Source organism: Enterococcus sp. CR-Ec1, from assembly GCF_002850555.1.
Taxonomy (GTDB): domain Bacteria; phylum Bacillota; class Bacilli; order Lactobacillales; family Enterococcaceae; genus Enterococcus_D; species Enterococcus_D entomosocium.
The window spans coordinates 2443021-2460001 of record NZ_CP025223.1 but is presented as its reverse complement, the minus strand read 5'-3'; the positions used below and the strand labels follow the sequence as shown (position 1 = coordinate 2460001).

General features: G+C 40.5%; 18 protein-coding genes. 14 read left to right on the top strand and 4 right to left on the bottom strand.

All coding sequences use genetic code 11. The annotated features are described in order from the left end of the window. The first annotated feature begins 186 nt into the window (after nt 1–186). From CXM95_RS11810 to CXM95_RS11795, 4 genes are read left to right on the top strand one after another with little or no spacing between them, the layout of a single operon-like run. The gene (locus tag CXM95_RS11810) at nt 187–594 is read left to right on the top strand and encodes a MarR family winged helix-turn-helix transcriptional regulator (RefSeq protein ID WP_008378808.1); all 408 of its coding nucleotides are present in this window, start codon (nt 187–189) and stop codon (nt 592–594) included. Between the two features lie 14 nt (nt 595–608). Next, nucleotides 609–1244, top strand: a complete 636-nt coding sequence (locus tag CXM95_RS11805) for a nitroreductase family protein (protein WP_008378805.1) — start codon at nt 609–611, stop codon at nt 1242–1244. A 14-nt stretch (nt 1245–1258) separates the two neighbouring features. Further along, nucleotides 1259–1546, top strand: coding sequence for a putative quinol monooxygenase (locus CXM95_RS11800; protein ID WP_101699216.1), 288 nt, complete (start codon nt 1259–1261; stop codon nt 1544–1546). Nucleotides 1547–1548: 2 nt separating this feature from the next. Continuing rightward, nucleotides 1549–1908, top strand: a complete 360-nt coding sequence (locus CXM95_RS11795; RefSeq protein WP_016613516.1) for a DUF1304 domain-containing protein — start codon at nt 1549–1551, stop codon at nt 1906–1908. A 132-nt stretch (nt 1909–2040) separates the two neighbouring features. Here CXM95_RS11795 and CXM95_RS11790 read toward each other — a convergent pair whose 3' ends face one another. Continuing rightward, on the bottom strand, nt 2041–2643 hold the full coding sequence (locus tag CXM95_RS11790; RefSeq protein ID WP_016613515.1) for an ECF transporter S component: 603 nt from the start codon (nt 2641–2643) through the stop codon (nt 2041–2043). Nucleotides 2644–2753: 110 nt separating this feature from the next. Here CXM95_RS11790 and CXM95_RS11785 point away from each other — a divergent pair, with 110 nt between their 5' ends. From CXM95_RS11785 to CXM95_RS11775, 3 genes are all read left to right on the top strand, one after another. Then, entirely contained in the window at nt 2754–3374 is a 621-nt protein-coding gene (locus CXM95_RS11785) for a TetR/AcrR family transcriptional regulator (RefSeq protein ID WP_005225615.1), read from the top strand. A gap of 367 nt (nt 3375–3741) precedes the next feature. Next, nucleotides 3742–5232 carry an NlpC/P60 family protein gene (locus tag CXM95_RS11780; protein WP_086294925.1) on the top strand — a complete coding sequence of 497 codons (1491 nt, stop codon included), beginning with the start codon at nt 3742–3744 and terminating at the stop codon, nt 5230–5232. 33 nt (nt 5233–5265) lie between these two features. Further along, nucleotides 5266–7122: a glucosaminidase domain-containing protein gene (locus CXM95_RS11775; protein ID WP_101699215.1), complete on the top strand. Its 1857-nt coding sequence runs from the start codon at nt 5266–5268 to the stop codon at nt 7120–7122. A 62-nt stretch (nt 7123–7184) separates the two neighbouring features. Here CXM95_RS11775 and CXM95_RS11770 read toward each other — a convergent pair whose 3' ends face one another. Beyond that, complete coding sequence (locus CXM95_RS11770; protein WP_005234960.1) at nt 7185–7808, bottom strand: hypothetical protein; 624 nt, start codon at nt 7806–7808, stop codon at nt 7185–7187. A gap of 489 nt (nt 7809–8297) precedes the next feature. Here CXM95_RS11770 and CXM95_RS11760 point away from each other — a divergent pair, with 489 nt between their 5' ends. From CXM95_RS11760 to CXM95_RS11750, 3 genes are all read left to right on the top strand, one after another. Then, complete coding sequence (locus CXM95_RS11760) at nt 8298–8675, top strand: DUF7006 family protein (protein WP_005234961.1); 378 nt, start codon at nt 8298–8300, stop codon at nt 8673–8675. Nucleotides 8676–8813: 138 nt separating this feature from the next. After that, the gene (locus CXM95_RS11755; protein WP_005234965.1) at nt 8814–9581 is read left to right on the top strand and encodes a putative ABC transporter permease; all 768 of its coding nucleotides are present in this window, start codon (nt 8814–8816) and stop codon (nt 9579–9581) included. A gap of 205 nt (nt 9582–9786) precedes the next feature. After that, the gene (locus CXM95_RS11750; protein ID WP_101699214.1) at nt 9787–10983 is read left to right on the top strand and encodes a 3D domain-containing protein; all 1197 of its coding nucleotides are present in this window, start codon (nt 9787–9789) and stop codon (nt 10981–10983) included. 299 nt (nt 10984–11282) lie between these two features. Here the strand turns inward: CXM95_RS11750 and CXM95_RS19025 are convergent, their stop codons facing one another. Continuing rightward, nucleotides 11283–12020, bottom strand: coding sequence for a hypothetical protein (locus CXM95_RS19025; protein ID WP_233499048.1), 738 nt, complete (start codon nt 12018–12020; stop codon nt 11283–11285). A gap of 56 nt (nt 12021–12076) precedes the next feature. Continuing rightward, nucleotides 12077–12751 carry a helix-turn-helix domain-containing protein gene (locus tag CXM95_RS19020; protein ID WP_233499047.1) on the bottom strand — a complete coding sequence of 225 codons (675 nt, stop codon included), beginning with the start codon at nt 12749–12751 and terminating at the stop codon, nt 12077–12079. 859 nt (nt 12752–13610) lie between these two features. Between CXM95_RS19020 and CXM95_RS11740 the strand changes: the two genes are divergently transcribed. From CXM95_RS11740 to CXM95_RS11725, 4 genes are read left to right on the top strand one after another with little or no spacing between them, the layout of a single operon-like run. Continuing rightward, entirely contained in the window at nt 13611–14480 is an 870-nt protein-coding gene (locus CXM95_RS11740) for a hypothetical protein (protein WP_016613512.1), read from the top strand. A gap of 45 nt (nt 14481–14525) precedes the next feature. Then, nucleotides 14526–15458 carry an LCP family glycopolymer transferase gene (locus CXM95_RS11735; RefSeq protein ID WP_005234969.1) on the top strand — a complete coding sequence of 311 codons (933 nt, stop codon included), beginning with the start codon at nt 14526–14528 and terminating at the stop codon, nt 15456–15458. A gap of 15 nt (nt 15459–15473) precedes the next feature. Then, a complete protein-coding gene (locus CXM95_RS11730; protein WP_008378786.1) occupies nt 15474–16253 on the top strand; it encodes a YveK family protein in 780 nt (259 codons plus the stop codon). A gap of 9 nt (nt 16254–16262) precedes the next feature. Then, on the top strand, nt 16263–16970 hold the full coding sequence (locus CXM95_RS11725) for a CpsD/CapB family tyrosine-protein kinase (protein WP_442778490.1): 708 nt from the start codon (nt 16263–16265) through the stop codon (nt 16968–16970). Nucleotides 16971–16981: the final 11 nt, after the last annotated feature.

The window sequence follows — 16981 nt, the reverse complement described above, 5'->3', positions numbered from 1 at the left end:
AATACCGGAGTAACGAAGACCCGCAGCCTAATGGCGCAACTTCGCCAAAGGATTCTTGATTCGATCCTTGATGAAGTTCGCCTAGCTGCGGGTCTTTTTTGCTTACTCTTTACAAGCAAAAGAAAATGATTTATACTTGACTAGTCAACAGTTGACAAGTCAATGATGAAAGGAGCGGTTTATGCAATGAATTTACGTGAGCTAAGCGGATTGCTGTATCGGATGAAAATCGTGAATCAAGAATTAACGGCGATCTTTGAAAAAGAGACTGGCTTTAGTCTGACCCGTTATCAGTTGCTGCAGTTTTTGAATGAGCAAGGACGCTGTACCCAAAATCAAGTACAGAATGAATTGAAGATCGATAGTGCAGCGGTCACTCGGCATTTGAAGATTCTCGAAGAAAAACAATTTGTGACACGGGAACGAAACAAAGACAATAACCGCGAGATTTTTGTTTCTTTGACACCGAAAGCACAAGCCGATTTGGCTAGTTGTGCTTCAAAGCATGCCAGCTCTGAGGAGTCGTTAGGCATCAATTTGACCGAAGAAGAAGAAGCACAGCTTCTAACATTACTTATGAAATTAGTTCCATGAAAGAAGGCAAACCCATGACAGAATACAGCAATAACAATTTTTCAGAGATTACCTTTGGCCGAAAATCGGTCCGTGTCTATGATGAAACCTACAAAATCCCCCATGAAGAAATGTTGACCATGATCCAAGAGTCAACGACAGCACCTTCCTCAGTCAATATGCAGCCTTGGCGCTTTGTCGTTGTGGAAAGCGATGAGCAAAAAGCAAAATTGAAACCGTTGATTCGTTTCAACGTCCGACAAAATGATACATCTTCTGCAATGGTCTTGATTTTTGGCGATATGCTTTGTCATGAACTAGGAGAAGAAATTTATAACAAAGCAGTAGCAGAAGGCAAAATGCCAGCGGAAGTACGTGACCAACAATTAGCAGCGATCATTCCTCATTACGAAAATCTTACAAAAGAACAAATGAATGATGTGGTGAAGATCGACGCTAGTTTAGCAGCGATGCAATTTATGTTAGTTGCGCGGGCGCATGGCTATGAAACCAACCCAATCGGCGGCTTTGAAGCAGATCAATTAGCAGAAGCTTTTGGTTTAGACAAAGAACGTTATGTTCCTGTCATGATCCTTTCAGTCGGAAAAGCCAAAGAATTAGGCTATGAATCCGTTCGGTTAGACGCAGAACAAATTACGACATTTCTATAAGAGGAGGGAAAACGATGGAAATCATCAATGCAACGTTTTACATCAAAGAAGAAAAGCGGGCAGATTTTTTAGCCGCTGTTATCCCACTAATAGCATCGGCAAGAACTGAGGATGGCTGCCACGGCTATCATCTCTATGAATCATTGGAAGAAAACAATCGGTTTGTCATGGTCGAAAAATGGGCGAATCAAGAAGCGATCACCGCCCACAATCAAAACCCGCTGCTGCAACAATTATTCCAGCAAATGCCTGACTTTGCAGCCAAACCGAGCGAGATCATTGTCGCTCAACAAGGAGAATAAAGATGACGATTTTATCGACGATTTTGATTGTACTGGTTGCCTTAGAGTTTTTCTATATTCTCTATTTAGAAACATTTGCCACTACGTCCAAAGCAACGGCGCGGGTCTTCAACGTGACGAAAGCAGAACTTGAACGACCGATCGTTGTGACCTTGTTCAAAAACCAAGGGGTTTACAATGGACTCATTGGTTTGGGGTTACTGTATAGTATTACCTTTGCTTCAGCACCATTGGAAATCAGTCGCTTGTTGCTGATCTACATTATCTTAGTAGCTGCATATGGCAGTGTGACTAGCGACAAGAAAATTATTTTGACCCAAGGCGGTCTAGCGATCCTTGCCTTGCTGTCCACCTTTTTTTAACCAATAAAAGAAGAAGCCCCCTAATCTAAGAAAGCCTTTCTATACAATAGAAGCTTTCTTAAATCGGGGGCTTTTAATGTTTGGGCAAAGAGTACTCAGAACGTGAAAAAAATGATAGGATAAGAGAAGGGACTAACGATTTTCTGGACGTAAACTGGTTGCCGCAAATAAGGCTTTTACTAGAATGGGTGTTAAGATCGCAGCTGTGATCACCTCAGAGATTCCATTCGTTATAGCAATTCCACCGAGGGTCACGAATAAAGCCGAAGCATCGACACCATAGGTATTGGCAACTAAGCCAGTATATAAGGTTCCCATTAGGGTTAAGACCAAAACTGTATTGGTGATGGTCCCAAAGATTGCTGCAACAATCGAAGCAGCGACGACTTTTTTGGTCTTTTTGTAAATGATCGTAAACAAGAGACCAGCCACTAAGCCAACCAACACACGGGGAACCACCGAGATGATTGGGTTGGTGAAAACGGCAATGTCCAAGGGCGTTGTCGGAGAAGTAAACGCACGGATCATGGTAAAAACACCCCAGACTAAGCCGATGAACATCCCGTCTTTTGTCCCTAAAACGATGGCAGCGACGATCACCGTGATATGGATGATCGTTAAACTAGTGATACCGATCGGAATAAATCCAAGGAAAGGTACCATCGTCTGTAAAATAATAATAGCAGTCAAAATGGCACGAATGACAAGGCGATAGGTTTTGCTTTTTGTATTCATTGTAAAAACTCCTTTTTTTATAATGACACTCGTGTCATTTTTAAGTTAGGTTGATTATACAACAAAATGACACGAGTGTCATTAATAATGTGATGAAAGGAGCCAAAAAAATGGCGAAGAAGCAGCAGAGCGAATTGACTACAGCGGAAAAGAAAAAACAACAAAAGCGTGATTTGATTCTTGAAAGTGCCAAAGTCGTCTTTAGTAAGAAAGGTTTGATTGATGCGACAATGAAGGACATTATCGAAGAGTGCGGCATTAGTCGCGGCGGCATTTATTTGTACTTTCGTTCGGTGGATGAGATTTTTTTGGCAGTGTTAGAGCAGCGTTCCAAACGAAAATTTGATGATGTACGAGAGATGATCATGGAGCAAGTACCCTTTGAAACGATTTTAAACAAATATTTTTCCGACCATCGCAAGCGTCTACTCCACAGCATTTCTGACGGTATGCTGCGAGCCGTCTACGAGTATTACTATACGCATAAAACCGAAGCCTCCAGTTCACTGCAGCAAGCTCAACTCGCTGAGACGAAACGGACGATCCATGAGATTTTTCAAGTGGGCGTTCAGCAAGGTGTATTAAAAGATGAAAACTTGGCAGTGATTGCAGAAAACTATATGTTCGTGATTGAAGGATTAGGGATTTTGGCTCTGACCGGTCACATCACAGAACAGACCATTGATGACCAAATCGCCGTAATGAGACAACTACTCCCTTATCGTGAATAACACAGACAAAAAAACTCGCTCTTTTCTAGAAAACACTAGGAAGGAGCTTTTTTCGTCTGTTTATAACTTTGTGAATCAAGCATATTTTGCAGAAAATTAATGTAATAAAAGTGAAATCTACAACATTATTTATTTTTTCTTAAGAAAAAGGACTTTTTCTATGAAGTTTTCTTGAACAGTTGATACATAGGGATTCACTCGGCGTGTCGGTGGGATAGGAGTGGGGAACATGTAATAAAAAAACAGAGCTTATTTATGTAACTAAAATGTAAATCGCTTACGGATTGGGTTTGTTGCTGAACTATGGTAAAATGAAAATGGTCAAATAAATGAAAAAAAAGTTTTAAAATTGAATTTGGAGGATCAGATGAAGAAGAAAATCTTTGCAACAGTGTGTATGTGCGGCATTGTATTGTCATCATTCGGCGGACCTGTGACCGTTTTTGCTACGAATCACGATCAATTGATCGAACAAAAAAATAACGAAATTGATCAGTTGAGACAGCAACGTCAAAGCGTACAAGGGGAAATTGACGGATTGTCTGCAGAAATTGATTCGTTAAATCAAGAAGCAGCAATCATTTTAGCGCAGCAAAGTGATTTGTTGCAAGCGATCGAAGGATTGGATCAGGAAATCAGTCAGTTAGAAGAGCGCATTGCCAAACGCTCAGAAAACATTGAAAAGCAAGCCAGAGAAACACAAGTTAATGGAAAAGGCGACCATTTTCTAACAGCGGTACTAGAGGCGGACTCTGTCAGTGATCTAGTCGGTCGTTTGCATGCGATGACGACGATCATTCGAGCGAATAATGAAGTGATCGAACAGCAAAAAGCCGACCAACAAGCTGTTGAACAAAAGCGTGCGGAATCACAAGAAAAAGTGGCAGAATTGCAAGCAGCACAGAGCCATCTGGAAGCACAAAAAGGTGTTTTGGAAGCAAGCCAAGCAGAATTAAATGTCTTAGTTAGTAATTTAGCCTACGAAGAAGCAACGAAAGAAGAAGAAAAAGAACAGCTGCGTGCGGAAAAAGAAGCCTATGAAGCGGAGCAAGCGAGAATTCGTGAAGAAGCTGCCCGAGTAGCTGCTTTACAAGCCCAAGCGGAACAAGCGGCGCAACAGCAGGCAGAACAAGCTGCAGCGGAAGAAGCAGCCTTGAATGAAGCAGCTGTTCAAGTAGAGAGCACAGAACCTGACGCAGAAACAGAGAGCCCAGCGCCAGTGGAAGAGCCAGAAGCACCAGCAGAAACGCAACCAGAGGAAACGCAAGAATCTGAACCGGTTGAAACACCAGAGGTTCCAGAGGAAACACCAGTAGATACACCAGAAATTCATGAGCCAGAAACACCAGTGACACCTGCAGCACCGGAGACGCCAGCGGACAGTGCACCTGCAGTTCCTGCACCAACGCCAGCACCGACGCCAGTTACACCAACACCGGCGCCAACGCCTGCTCCGTCACCTGCACCGATCGTGACGCCGCCAGCACCTTCTGCACCAGCATCAACAAATGGTGCTGCAATCGTGGCAGAAGCCTATAAGCATATCGGAAAACCCTATGTGTGGGGTGCCAAAGGACCGGACAGCTTTGACTGTTCTGGGTTTACTCGCTATGTCTTTTTACAAGTAACAGGGAGAGATATTGGTGGATGGACGGTGCCACAAGAAACAGCCGGTACAGTGATTTCCGTTAGCCAAGCACAACCAGGAGATCTTTTATTCTGGGGTTCATCAGGTAGCACCTATCATGTAGCCATTGCTTTAGGTGGCGGACAATACATTCATGCACCACGCCCAGGACAAAATGTTTCTGTTGGCAGCACCGCTCATTTTACACCTAGCTTTGCAGTAAGAATGTAAGAAGTAGCTAGCTGTAGTTTTAAGGAGAGACAAATGGAAGAAAGAAAACAACTTCGTTATCGTGCGAAGAAACAAAAAAGAGGGCTTCTTTACCGTAAAAGTGCGGCGGCAACCGCTGCACTTGTTAGTACGGTGAATATTTTGCCGATGAATGTTTTAGCAGATACACTCGAGTCAGCAGAAGCCCAAAATGGTGTTCAAGTAGTTGAAACAGCAGAGTCAACCCAAGACACATCGACGCATGATTCAGTGAGCATTGTAGAAGATCAAGAAGTGAACGAGGGATCACCAGCAACTCAAGATAGTACCGATCCATCAGAAGCTGAAAGTGCGGATGGAGTAGACATCCAAGAGGTACCCGAAAATGCACCAGCAGATGATGCTTCTGAACAGAATGAAGCAGAAACCGATAGTGATATTCCTGTTCTGTCAGAAGAAGAGCGGATCGCCATTGAAACGAAGGTCATGCCCAACTATAACAATCCAATGGCACGTTTCAACAATCAGCAAGCATTTATTCAGCAAGTAGGACCAATGGCACAAGAAGTTGCCGGGGCAAATGACCTCTACGCTTCGGTCATGATTGCCCAAGCGATCTTAGAATCGGGTTGGGGGCAATCCACGCTGACCACTCTTGCAAATAATATGTTTGGTATCAAGGGATCTTACAATGGACAATTTGTAGAGATGCAAACCATGGAAGATGACGGGAATGGCAATCTCTATCCGATTATTGCTAGGTTTCGTAAATACCCCTCATTAAAAGAATCTTTTCAAGACAATGCGCATGTTTTGAGAACTACCTCATTTTCGCCGGGTGTTTTCTTCTACCATGGGGCATGGAAGTCTAATACAAATTCTTATCGTGACGCGACTCAATGGCTGCAAGGACGTTATGCCACCGATACTTCTTATGCAAGTAAGCTAAACAACTTGATTGAAACGCACAATTTGACCCAGTACGATACATCAAGTGGTGGCGGTTCAAATGATAACAACAATAACAATTCTGAGCAGGCGATCAATAAGCAATTCAGAACAAATGCAGCACTCAATATCCGTTCGGATGCTTCCACTAGCGCCTCGATCGTTGGTTCATTGGCTGCCAATGCAACATTTGAAGCAGTAGCGCAAAAAACTGGTACCAGTGTGAACGGCAATACGACGTGGTATCGAATTCAAGGACGTGGCTGGGTAAGTGCTGCTCACGTGACGGAGATCTCATCGAATACGGGTGGGAATGATAACAACAATAATAATGGTAACAACAACAATAACAACAATGCCGAACAAAGCATCAACAAAGAGTTCCGCACAACTGCTGCCTTGAACATCCGTTCAGATGCATCGACTAGCGCTTCTGTTGTTGGCTCCTTGGCAAGTAATGCGACATTTCGAGCAGTCGCTCAAAAGACGGGATCGAGTGTCAACGGAAACAATGTGTGGTATCGAATTCAAGGACGCGGCTGGGTGAGTGCTACGTACGTGACAGAAGTGAACGCTGGAAGTAATAGCTCTGAGCAAAGCATCAACAAAGAGTTTCGTACAACCGCAACATTGAATATTCGCTCTGATGCGTCTACCAGTGCCAGAATTGTTGGTTCTTTGTTAAACAACTCCTCTTTTCGCGCGGTTGCGCAAAAGACCGGAACCAGTGTGAATGGCAACAACGTCTGGTATCGAATTGAAGGGCGTGGCTGGGTAAGTGCAGCATATGTTCAAGAAACGAACACTTCCTCATCAAACAGCACCACCTATACCGTACGTTCGGGAGACACTCTATGGGGCATTTCGCAACGCTACAGTGTGACTGTGAATCAGTTGATGCAGTGGAATAATCTTTCTGGCTCATTGATTCTTGTAGGACAGCGTCTTGTAGTCCGTAGATAAAATGAAAAAACATCTGGAACCATTTTTGCGGCTATTTGCCAAAATGGTTCCAGATGTTTTGTTTATTCTTCTTTGAAGCTGTTCATGATCGCTGTTAACTCGTCTTTTGAAGAGTCGTATAAGCTTTCTAACGTCCAACCATACAACTGAACATAATTATTGTCGGTTTCAAGTACATAATAAATATAGTGGATATTTAGCCCTTCAACTGTCGCTGGGAAATCAACGAAATAGGCCTTCGTGTCAGGAATTGGTAAAAAGGTGGCGGTCGTATCGAAGCTTGTTGCCAAATTTTCTTGAACCAATCCGAGATAAGTTTCTAAATCGGCAAAATCTTGTTTCGATTCAACGACTGCAGCTAAGTATTTCGTTTCTAACGCATCTGACAACATGAAATCATTGTCAGGATTCAATGAAGTGAAATCGGGTACCTCTTGCCAATTACTAGGCAAATCGATGGTATAGTTTGTTCCACTCACGCCTGTGATGGTTTGTTCCGAACTCGGTAAAGCCGCTTCGCTGGAAGAGCCCGTCGATTCTTGCGCGACTTCTGTTGACGAAGTCATAGATAAGCTTGTAGCGCTTGCATTTTCCGTGCTTTCTGAAGCTGGTTTCTCCTCTTTTGGCGTACAGCCAGCAAAAAGAAGTGTGAACCCCAATAAACTAAAAACAACACTTTTTCTCATTATTCTCACGTTCCCCTTTGTTTTCTATTTTCAAATAACCAACATTATTTAGTTAATCGTATAATAGGAAAGGAAATAACGCAATAAAATATTCTCAGTTACTGCATGAAAAGAAAAAAATAAAGGATTGTTAAATAATAAATTTAAAAAAATGAAGCCGAAATAACTGACTGTTACCGCTTATTTTCACTTTTTTCTTAGATTGATGCAAAAGTTGATTATAAATACGGGGCGACTTTTGCTATGCTTTAGAAAAGAAAGGAAGCATTAAAAGAATAGTGAAGTTAAAAATTGTGTCGGTTATATCTATAAAATAATAGTGTGTTTTTTATTTATCTATTTGTTTTGAATAATTGTCAGAATTTTGTTGCGAAATACTATGGCTTCTTTCGATACAAAAAGTAGGGCGACATCAGCGACAGCCGGATAGAGAAAGATAGCTCAAAGCGGCGAGGAATAGAAGAAACATAAGATCTACGTTTAAAAATAATGGAACTAGGGGGAAGGAAATTGTTTTATCAATCAGTAAATGAGTATCTAGTAAAAATGAGAGAAGGATTATCTGCTGAAACCATTAAAGGTGAAATGCCATCAGTCTATGCGTACTGGTTAGCACAGGAAGCAGAATTGAAAAAAATATTGAAAAACAAAGACATGGCATTTTGGATGGATATCCAAAGAGTTCTCTTGATCGATGCAAAATTAGTATTACTTCGCAGTTATATCAATGACTACGATTTTCACGGATTTTCCGAAGATGAGATCATTGCAAATGTGGAACAAGATCATTTTACCTTTAACAAAGAACTGTGTGGCTATAGTTTGAAAGAACAAGTGCACCCATCAATTATTTTTGGTGATCAATAAGCAACGAAAAAAGAACGTTCAAACAGGGAATAAGCTACTGCACTGATTCAAAATAAGACTGATTGATTTGTGGTATGATTGTGATGACAAGTACGATTGCACAGATCATTGTGACAGTTTGAAAAGGAGCGGATAGGTATGGTTCAATTTGAACGGATCATTTTATTATTTTTCTTGTACTCATTTATCGGTTGGCTTTGGGAAACCATTTATTGCTCACTAAAAGCCAAGCACTTTGTTTATCGGGGCTTCCTTGTTGGTCCCATCACACCCATCTACGGCTTTGGGATTCTTGGCGTTGTCTATTTATTGCGGCCATTGCATGAGCAAGTGATTCCACTGTTCTTTGCGGCAGCGTTGTTGGTTACCGTGCTTGAATATGTGACAAGTTATTTACTTGAGCGTTTTTTTCATGCCTCATGGTGGGATTATAAAGAAGTCCCATTAAATATCAATGGACGGGTGGCATTGCCGATTTCTCTTTTTTGGGGCGTGTGCTGTGTGCTCATTGTTCGATTTGTTCATCCGCAAATGCTGGAGATTGTTCAAACATTGAGTGCTCGCGTAGGATTCTTATTGCCAGTTTTCTTATTGATGGTTCTCTCTTTTGATATGGGCTATACCCTAGCTAACTTGGTTGCCTTTCAGAAAGCGGTGCAACAGGTCAATCAAGCCTTTGAACAGCACAAAAAAGAATTGGCTGAAAATATTGAGCAATATAAAAACGATTGGCAAGGGCGCTTCGCAGCGTTTCCAGAAGAATGGCGCGTATTAAAACAGAATCTACCGAGATTGAATTTCCATCAAAGAAGACTCTTAAAAAACTTTCAAAAGTTAGAAATCAATCAGATAAAAAGCAGTCAGGAATTGTCTCGATTTATTGAAGCGATCCGTAAGAAAAAATAGGTTTGTTACGGTAAGGTTACAAAAAATAAACCCTTATCAATGCTGATTCTTCCCACTTCTGACTGATTTCAGTTGAAAAAGACGATTAAAACACCCACTTTTACGATAATTTGTAACAAATTGTAAAGGTCCTGCAATAAAATTCTTCTTAAGAATTTGTATAATAGGATATGTTGGAAAACATAGTGAGAAGTGAGGGAATTTTTTGAAGGCAAAGAAACTACGAACAATCGTTGTCGCTGTCTTTGCGGCAGGAATCGTTTCTCCAATCTTTGCGCAGGCTGAGTCACTTGAATCATTGCAAGAGCAAGAAAGTGCCGTCATGCAGCAAAGTCAGGAAATCAGTACGGAAGTACAGATTGCATTGACTGATGTGAATGCGAAATACAGTGAGGTAGAAGAGCTAAAAGCTCAAATCGCTGAAAATGAAGAATCATTAGCAACAACCAAAGCAGAAATCAAAACTGCACAAGAAACAATTGAAAAGCGTGAAGCAGTCGTTGCGGAACGTATGAAAGACATCCAAGTCAATGGCGGGGCTACTAGAGACTGGACGGTACTGTTAGAATCATCAAACATCCAAGATTTTATCAATCGTGCCTATGCGATGACGATGTTACAAAACTTGGAAAAAGAAAAGATCGATTCATTAACAGCTGAAAAAGAAAAGCTAGAAGCTTTAGAAGAAAAAGCACAGTCAACACAGCATTCATTGAAAGAAAATCAAACCGCATTAGAATCAGAAGCCAAAACACTGGATTCAAAAATTGCGAATCTACAAGCCCAATTGAAAGAAAACGAATCAACCTTGGCACAAATCGCTTCAAGCAAAGAAGCTGAAACAGCTCGCTTAGCTGCTGAAAAAGCAGCAGAAGAACGAGCAGCCAAAGAAGCGGCAGAACAAGCAGCGAAAGAAAAAGCAGAAAAAGAAGCAGCCCAAGCTGCCGAACGTTCAAGCGCTTCTGAATCACAATCGGCTGCTTCATCGAGCAGCGATACGACTGAAAGCAGCACCTCATCATCGAGCAGCTCTTCAAGCAGTAACAATAGCTCAAATAGCAGCTCAAGCAATACCAACAACAACAATAATAATAGCAACAACAGCAATACAAGCAGTGGTCGGACATTGATGATGGAATCAACTGCCTACTCTTATAAAGAAGCTGGCTCCAGTTTCTTTACGGCAAGCGGTACAGACTTACGTAAAAATCCAATGGCAGTTGCCGTGGATCCAAGCGTGATTCCGTTAGGCACCTTAGTCAATGTTGAAGGTTATGGCGTAGCACTAGCGCTTGATACTGGTGGCGCGATCAAAGGAAATATCATTGATGTTCACTTTGATAACGTAGCACAATGTATCCAATGGGGACGTCGTCAAGTAAAAGTAACGATTCTCGATTAATCAATCAACTAGCAAGAAGCAGCTCACAGAATGAAGTGGCTGCTTCTTTTTTTTGCTTTTAATAGAATAAGGCATAAGTAGAGAGCGTATCGCTGTGTCAGTGCCGATCCGAACGATACGCTCTGTTTTGATTTAAATTGCCCATAAGTCCTTACAATCGTTCTCTCAGTTATTTATTTTGTGGTGATCTAATCATACTAGAGAACGATATGTTTTTTAATACCTAAAATGAAAATGGGGCTGAAGAATCAGTTATGATTCCTCAGTCCCATAAATTAAAGAGCCAAGATTTTCATTTATCAAGGATTGAAGTTGGCATTCAGTTTTTCTTCTAAAGCTTCCCAGTCGTGCTCATCGGGAAAAGTTTTGAATAGCAAATAATCAATGTCTTGGGCATATTCGGTAATGTATTCCGTATAGTTGGTGACGATCAAGTCAATTTGATTTTTTTCCAAATAGCCTGCCGACAATTCATTGGAGTCTGGAAAATAAAATGTCCGAGAGCTGCGCAAATAACGAACAGATTTGCATTTTAATAATTGGCATAAATAAAAGGGGCCTTCAAACAAAAAAGCGATATTCTTCTTTGCTTGCCAGTACAAAGATTTAATAGAGGTAACGTACATCGTAAGACTCGTTCCTAAGTGTTCCAGTGTGATACTGTCCCAAATTTCTCTGGCTAATGGTTGCGTCAACAGATAGTTTTTAAATAGATGGTAATCATCCATATACGCCTCTTCGACAAAATGAACGGTATCCGAAATCATATGGTTTAATAAGGGGGATAATAATTGCTTGATTTTTGCTACCGTAAAAAAGGATTCTACTAAGAGCCGATCACGAGCGCTATCTTGAGTATCTGGCAAACAATCCTTGACAAAGGCTGCAGCAAGCTGCTTAATTTCAGGCCAATGATTATACTCTTTACAAAAGGTTTGTTCGATCGCCAAATTGCTGATCGAGCGACGGGTTTTCACCAATAAGAACAAATAAAGGACTTCCTCATAGGGGAGTTCTTTTTGGTATTGTTCACTCATTGCCTCGTTGATTTCAGAAAATAGCCGAAAATCATTATATTGCTCAAATATTTTTTTTATTTGCTTAGGCAACTCGATACCTTGACCCGCACAATGGCGCTCAAAGGTGATATACAAGTAATAATTGAATTCACCAAACGAACAAGCATGCTGGTCAAGTTGATAACATCTAGAAAAAGCGCTAGCAGTGATATTTTGGATGGCGATCGGCGGGAAAATCGTATGGGCAGTAATTTCCGATTCGTAATAGAAATCATGGAAAAACTTGCTTTATTGATCTCCTCACCAATAAAGCAAATAGGATTGGTTTGGATCTCCAAACGATAGAAAGAAAAAATCGGTTGCACTTTCCGCAAATAGCGAAGAACAGTGCTTTCTGATATATGGTACTTCTCTGCCCATTCAGATGAGCTATAAAGATCATTGTGGAAAATACTTTCGATGATATGGAACAGAATCTCATTGGCAATCAGCGCACGTTTTTTCGTTAAATAAACAGTGGAATGTTTGATCGAAAAAATATACCCCTTGTGAGAAGAGTCGATCGATAAACAATCGCCAAAGTACTCTTTTAGATCCGTCACATCCGTAACGATCGTTCGCGTGGTACTTCCTGAAATTTTTGCCAAACCTTGAGTCGAACATTGATAATTTTTCTCGAATGCCCTCAAAATTTTCAGCCATCGAATCGTTGCAGTGTTAGTAATAAAATTTATTTGAAAATTTCTCAAGACGTGGCTCCTTTCATGAACAAAATCGCAAATCTTACTTATTCATCTTAAAGAAGATAGGGAAGAAAAAACAAATCACGTATTTCATCGATTGGTGAAATCTATACCTGAGTCTATGCGAGATTTTTTGCATTTTCTATAAATCAACTGACGATCGGCATATATATAGGTAGAAACACGTTTTTTCCAGCATGTCGAAGAAGATTGATGGAAATTGAATAGCCAGAGAGGGGCGAGACGATAAGTTTTTAGTGGTGGAATAAAAATTAAATGATTATTGTTTTTCGGGGGGCGATTGAATATTAAGGGGAATAGAATTGAAGAAAAAAGTCACTTTGCGAAAGACAACTTATAATTTTAACAGGAACGATTGACGTAAAAAAATAGCAGCCGCAATGGAAACCCTAAGTGCGCCAAGAAAAGAATTCAGCTTTGCCAAATTAATTTATAATAACAAGAAAAGTGTATAAAAATACTTTCTGAATTTCTTATCTTTTCTATTTATAATGAAAAGATGTTGAGAAAGTGAACGAATATAATCTCTTAAGGTTATTTTTCTATAATGTGACAACCTTCAAAGGTGATGAGAACAACGATTATAACTGAATTAATCATTATTTAAAATGAGGGTTTAAAAAAACTGTCAAGTAAAGTAGACGTTATTTATGGTTTTTTAAAATAACTGATGTTTGGCATTATATAAGTCTTTTATTGACGAAAAATATACCTTAATAAATAAAAAACGGGAATTTCCTTTATTTAATGATACATTTCTCTTATAATAAACTAGAATTGCCTTTATTATGTGAGAGGAAGGCAGAATGCTTAAACAAGCACAATTGAAGTAGGGAGTGTGTTCATGGGAAAGCCGTTAATAAAGACTTTGACTGTTTTAGCCGTTGGTATTGGCGCCGTTGCAATTTGTTTTATTGGTTACCGACAAAATAACCAAAGGCAATATCAGCAGCGAGTCGAATATGCACAGACAGCGATTGCCAGCGAAAAAGATCGCATCAATGAGTTGTCAAATGAAATTGCTGAATTTTACAGCAACGAAGATCAAACGTTTTTGCGAAAAGATCTTAAAGAAGAAGACGTTCTTAAAACAGTCGCAAAACTTTCTGCAGTGAAAGTATCTGCAGACGATTATGGGATCGATGATGATGCACTGCCAAGTGAGTCAGTGGAGATCCAACAAGAAAAAACCGCCCTTGATGATCAGCTAAAAGACATCGAGGCAAAATTAAAAGTACAAGCGGATACGGAAGCCTTATTTACTGAAGGTGTTTCAAATTGGCAAAGTGCTGAAAATGATGTCACCATTAGAGCTGATCTAAAAGAAACGGATGTCGGGAATGTCCGTGAAAATCTGAGCTTTTTTGAGGATAGTAAATGGAAAGAGTTAGTTGTTTCCTATTTAGAATATGCGGATACTCAATTGGACCGCATTGCAAAATTACAAGAAACTTTTGATGAAATGCTTGATGGGGATGAGGTGACAAGTGAAGTCACCTTAGAAAAATACCTGAGTGCAGTCGACAGTATCAGCAAAGTTCGCAACGAAGAATTGAAAGAGAAATTCACCGAATTAGCAGATAAAGTCGCTACCCAAATGGGGTACACAGGATACAGCACGTATACACCCCCCGCTTCAACGGAAAGTTATTCAGAGGATACATCCGCAGGAGATGGCACCTGGACAGACCAAAGTTCAGACACTGTTTACTAATTTAAAGATGTATCGAAGAAAATAGAGATAACTGGAGGAAAGCAAATGTCAAAAGGAAAAAAAATCTTTTTAATCATCTTTTCAATCGTTGCAGTGTTAGTCATCGGAATGATCGGTGTCGCTGCAAAATTATATTTTGATGTATCAAACTCAATTCAAGAAACCTATCAATCAGTCGAACGTGATCGAGAAGATCGTCTACGTGAAAATGATGTCGACCTATCCCAAAAAGATTCCTTCTCGGTTTTACTGATGGGGATCGATACCGGTGATTTAGGAAGAGTCGAACAAGGACGTTCTGATACCATGATGGTTGCGACCATCAGCCCACAAGACAATCAGACGACGGTGGTGAGTATTGGAAGAGATTCCTATGTTGATATCGTTGGACATGGGACGACAGATAAAATTAATCATGCCTATGCTTTTGGTGGACCAGCGATGGCAATGAATACCGTAGAAAAATTCTTGGATATTCCGATCGATCATTATGTATCAATCAATATGGCTGGTTTGAAAGAATTAGTCGATGCGGTTGGCGGCATTGAAGTTGATAATGAAATCACCTTTTCGCAAGACGGCTTTGATTTTGCTATCGGACGTACATCACTAAATGGCGAACAAGCCCTTGCCTATTCAAGAATGCGTTATGAAGATCCAAACGGCGATTATGGGCGTCAAGAACGCCAACGTAAAATCGTTGAAGGGATCGTTAAGAAAGTCTTGAGTCTTGATGGAATCACCCAATATCAAACGATCTTAAATGCCGTTGAGCAAAACATGAAGACAGATATGAGTTTCGATGACATGCGAACCTTAGCATTTAACTATCGCAGTGCCTTTCAAACGATCAAACAAGATCAGTTGCAAGGGGAAGGATTCATGCAAGATGGCATCTCATATCAGCGTGTGAGTGACGAAGAACTAGCAAGAGTTCAAAAAGAGTTGAAAGCTCAACTAAATCTAGAGAATGAATAGGAAAGTGGAGAAAAGATGGAAGAAACAATTAGCTTAAAAGAAATATTCGCAATTCTACGGAAACACTTAGCTGCTATTTTTATTTCAATGTTTGCTGGTTTAGCTTTAGCAGGGATATTCACCTTCTTTGTCATTACACCGAAATACAGTTCACAAGCTCAGTTGATTGTGACATTGCCTCAATCCGAAACTACCAATGCCAACGATGTGAATACAAACTTGCAAATGATCAATACGTATAAAGATATGATTGTCAGTGACTTGGTTATGACACAAGTAAAGGATCGTTTGGAGTCTGAAAATAACCTTGACTTGACTGTCGGACAATTGAAAGAATCCATTTCGATCAACCAGTCACAGAACTCACAAATGTTTTCCATTCAGGCAACTAGTACAAATGCAGTGTCAGCGCAAAATATTGCCAATACGACAGCATTGGTCTTTCAAGAAAATGCTCAAGATGTTATGAATGTTGATAAAATCTCAATCATTTCAAGTGCGGTAGCTAGTACTACACCAGTTTCACCTAACAACAAACTAAATTTAGCCATTGGTCTGGTATTAGGGATCATGGTCGGTGTCGGTTTAGCCTTCTTATTGGAGCTACTAGATCGAACTGTCAAAGATGATAAATTTGTAACCGAAACATTAGGCTTTACCGTATTGGGTACTGTACCCCAAATGTCACCAAAAGAATTGGCTGCGACCATTCAGAAAAAGCCAAGCGCACCATTTATTAAGAAACCGCAAGGCGACAAAACGGCAGAATCACGCCGTAGTCGTAGCCGGGTCTAGGAGGGAACAATGATGGCAAAAAAACAAGAACGTACTGGGACACAGACACATGCAGTGAGCTTGATTACAATGGTTGATCCTTCTTCACCAATCTCAGAGCAATATCGTACGATCCGTACAAATATTCAATTTGCGTCTTCAGCAGATAAACAAATCAAGACCATTGTTGTTACTTCTTCTGGTCCAGGTGAAGGGAAATCGACAACTTCAGCTAATTTAGCGGTTGTTTTTGCAAAATCAGGACAACGAGTATTGTTAGTTGATGCCGATATGCGAAAGCCTACTGTATACAAAACATTCAGCTTAAACAATGCGATTGGATTGAGTACCGTATTAAGTACCTCAACGAGCGTCCTTGAAGCAGCTCAAAAAACGGTGATTGATAATTTATCTGTCTTAACCAGCGGACCAAAACCACCAAATCCATCTGAGCTACTTGGGTCAGCACGAATGAACCAAGTGATGGAAGAAGCGAAAAACCTTTACGATGTGGTTATCTTTGATATGCCACCAGTTGTAGCAGTCACCGATGCACAAATCATGGCATCTAAAGCAGATGGGACGATCTTAGTGGTTCGAGAAAATGTTGCACGTAAAGAATCCTTAACAAAAGCGAGAGATCTATTGAATATGGTTCAAGCAAGAATCATTGGGGTGGTCTATAACGGTGCCGAACACTCGAAAGACTCAGGTTACTACTATTATTATGGAAATTAATTAATTTGAAG

Bases quoted from the DNA above. Each gene is read 5' to 3' on its own strand.
- CXM95_RS11740 (WP_016613512.1), top strand. From the start codon at position 13,611: ATGGGAAAGCCGTTAATAAAGACTTTGACTGTTTTAGCCGTTGGTATT.
- CXM95_RS11805 (WP_008378805.1), top strand. From the start codon at position 609: ATGACAGAATACAGCAATAACAATTTTTCAGAGATTACCTTTGGCCGA.
- CXM95_RS11770 (WP_005234960.1), bottom strand. From the start codon at position 7,808: ATGAGAAAAAGTGTTGTTTTTAGTTTATTGGGGTTCACACTTCTTTTT.
- CXM95_RS11790 (WP_016613515.1), bottom strand. From the start codon at position 2,643: ATGAATACAAAAAGCAAAACCTATCGCCTTGTCATTCGTGCCATTTTG.
- CXM95_RS11735 (WP_005234969.1), top strand. From the start codon at position 14,526: ATGTCAAAAGGAAAAAAAATCTTTTTAATCATCTTTTCAATCGTTGCA.
- CXM95_RS11755 (WP_005234965.1), top strand. From the start codon at position 8,814: ATGGTTCAATTTGAACGGATCATTTTATTATTTTTCTTGTACTCATTT.
- CXM95_RS11785 (WP_005225615.1), top strand. From the start codon at position 2,754: ATGGCGAAGAAGCAGCAGAGCGAATTGACTACAGCGGAAAAGAAAAAA.
- CXM95_RS11775 (WP_101699215.1), top strand. From the start codon at position 5,266: ATGGAAGAAAGAAAACAACTTCGTTATCGTGCGAAGAAACAAAAAAGA.
- CXM95_RS11810 (WP_008378808.1), top strand. From the start codon at position 187: ATGAATTTACGTGAGCTAAGCGGATTGCTGTATCGGATGAAAATCGTG.
- CXM95_RS11800 (WP_101699216.1), top strand. From the start codon at position 1,259: ATGGAAATCATCAATGCAACGTTTTACATCAAAGAAGAAAAGCGGGCA.
- CXM95_RS19025 (WP_233499048.1), bottom strand. From the start codon at position 12,020: ATGAGTGAACAATACCAAAAAGAACTCCCCTATGAGGAAGTCCTTTAT.
- CXM95_RS11760 (WP_005234961.1), top strand. From the start codon at position 8,298: ATGGAACTAGGGGGAAGGAAATTGTTTTATCAATCAGTAAATGAGTAT.
- CXM95_RS11730 (WP_008378786.1), top strand. From the start codon at position 15,474: ATGGAAGAAACAATTAGCTTAAAAGAAATATTCGCAATTCTACGGAAA.
- CXM95_RS11725 (WP_442778490.1), top strand. From the start codon at position 16,263: ATGATGGCAAAAAAACAAGAACGTACTGGGACACAGACACATGCAGTG.
- CXM95_RS11780 (WP_086294925.1), top strand. From the start codon at position 3,742: ATGAAGAAGAAAATCTTTGCAACAGTGTGTATGTGCGGCATTGTATTG.
- CXM95_RS11795 (WP_016613516.1), top strand. From the start codon at position 1,549: ATGACGATTTTATCGACGATTTTGATTGTACTGGTTGCCTTAGAGTTT.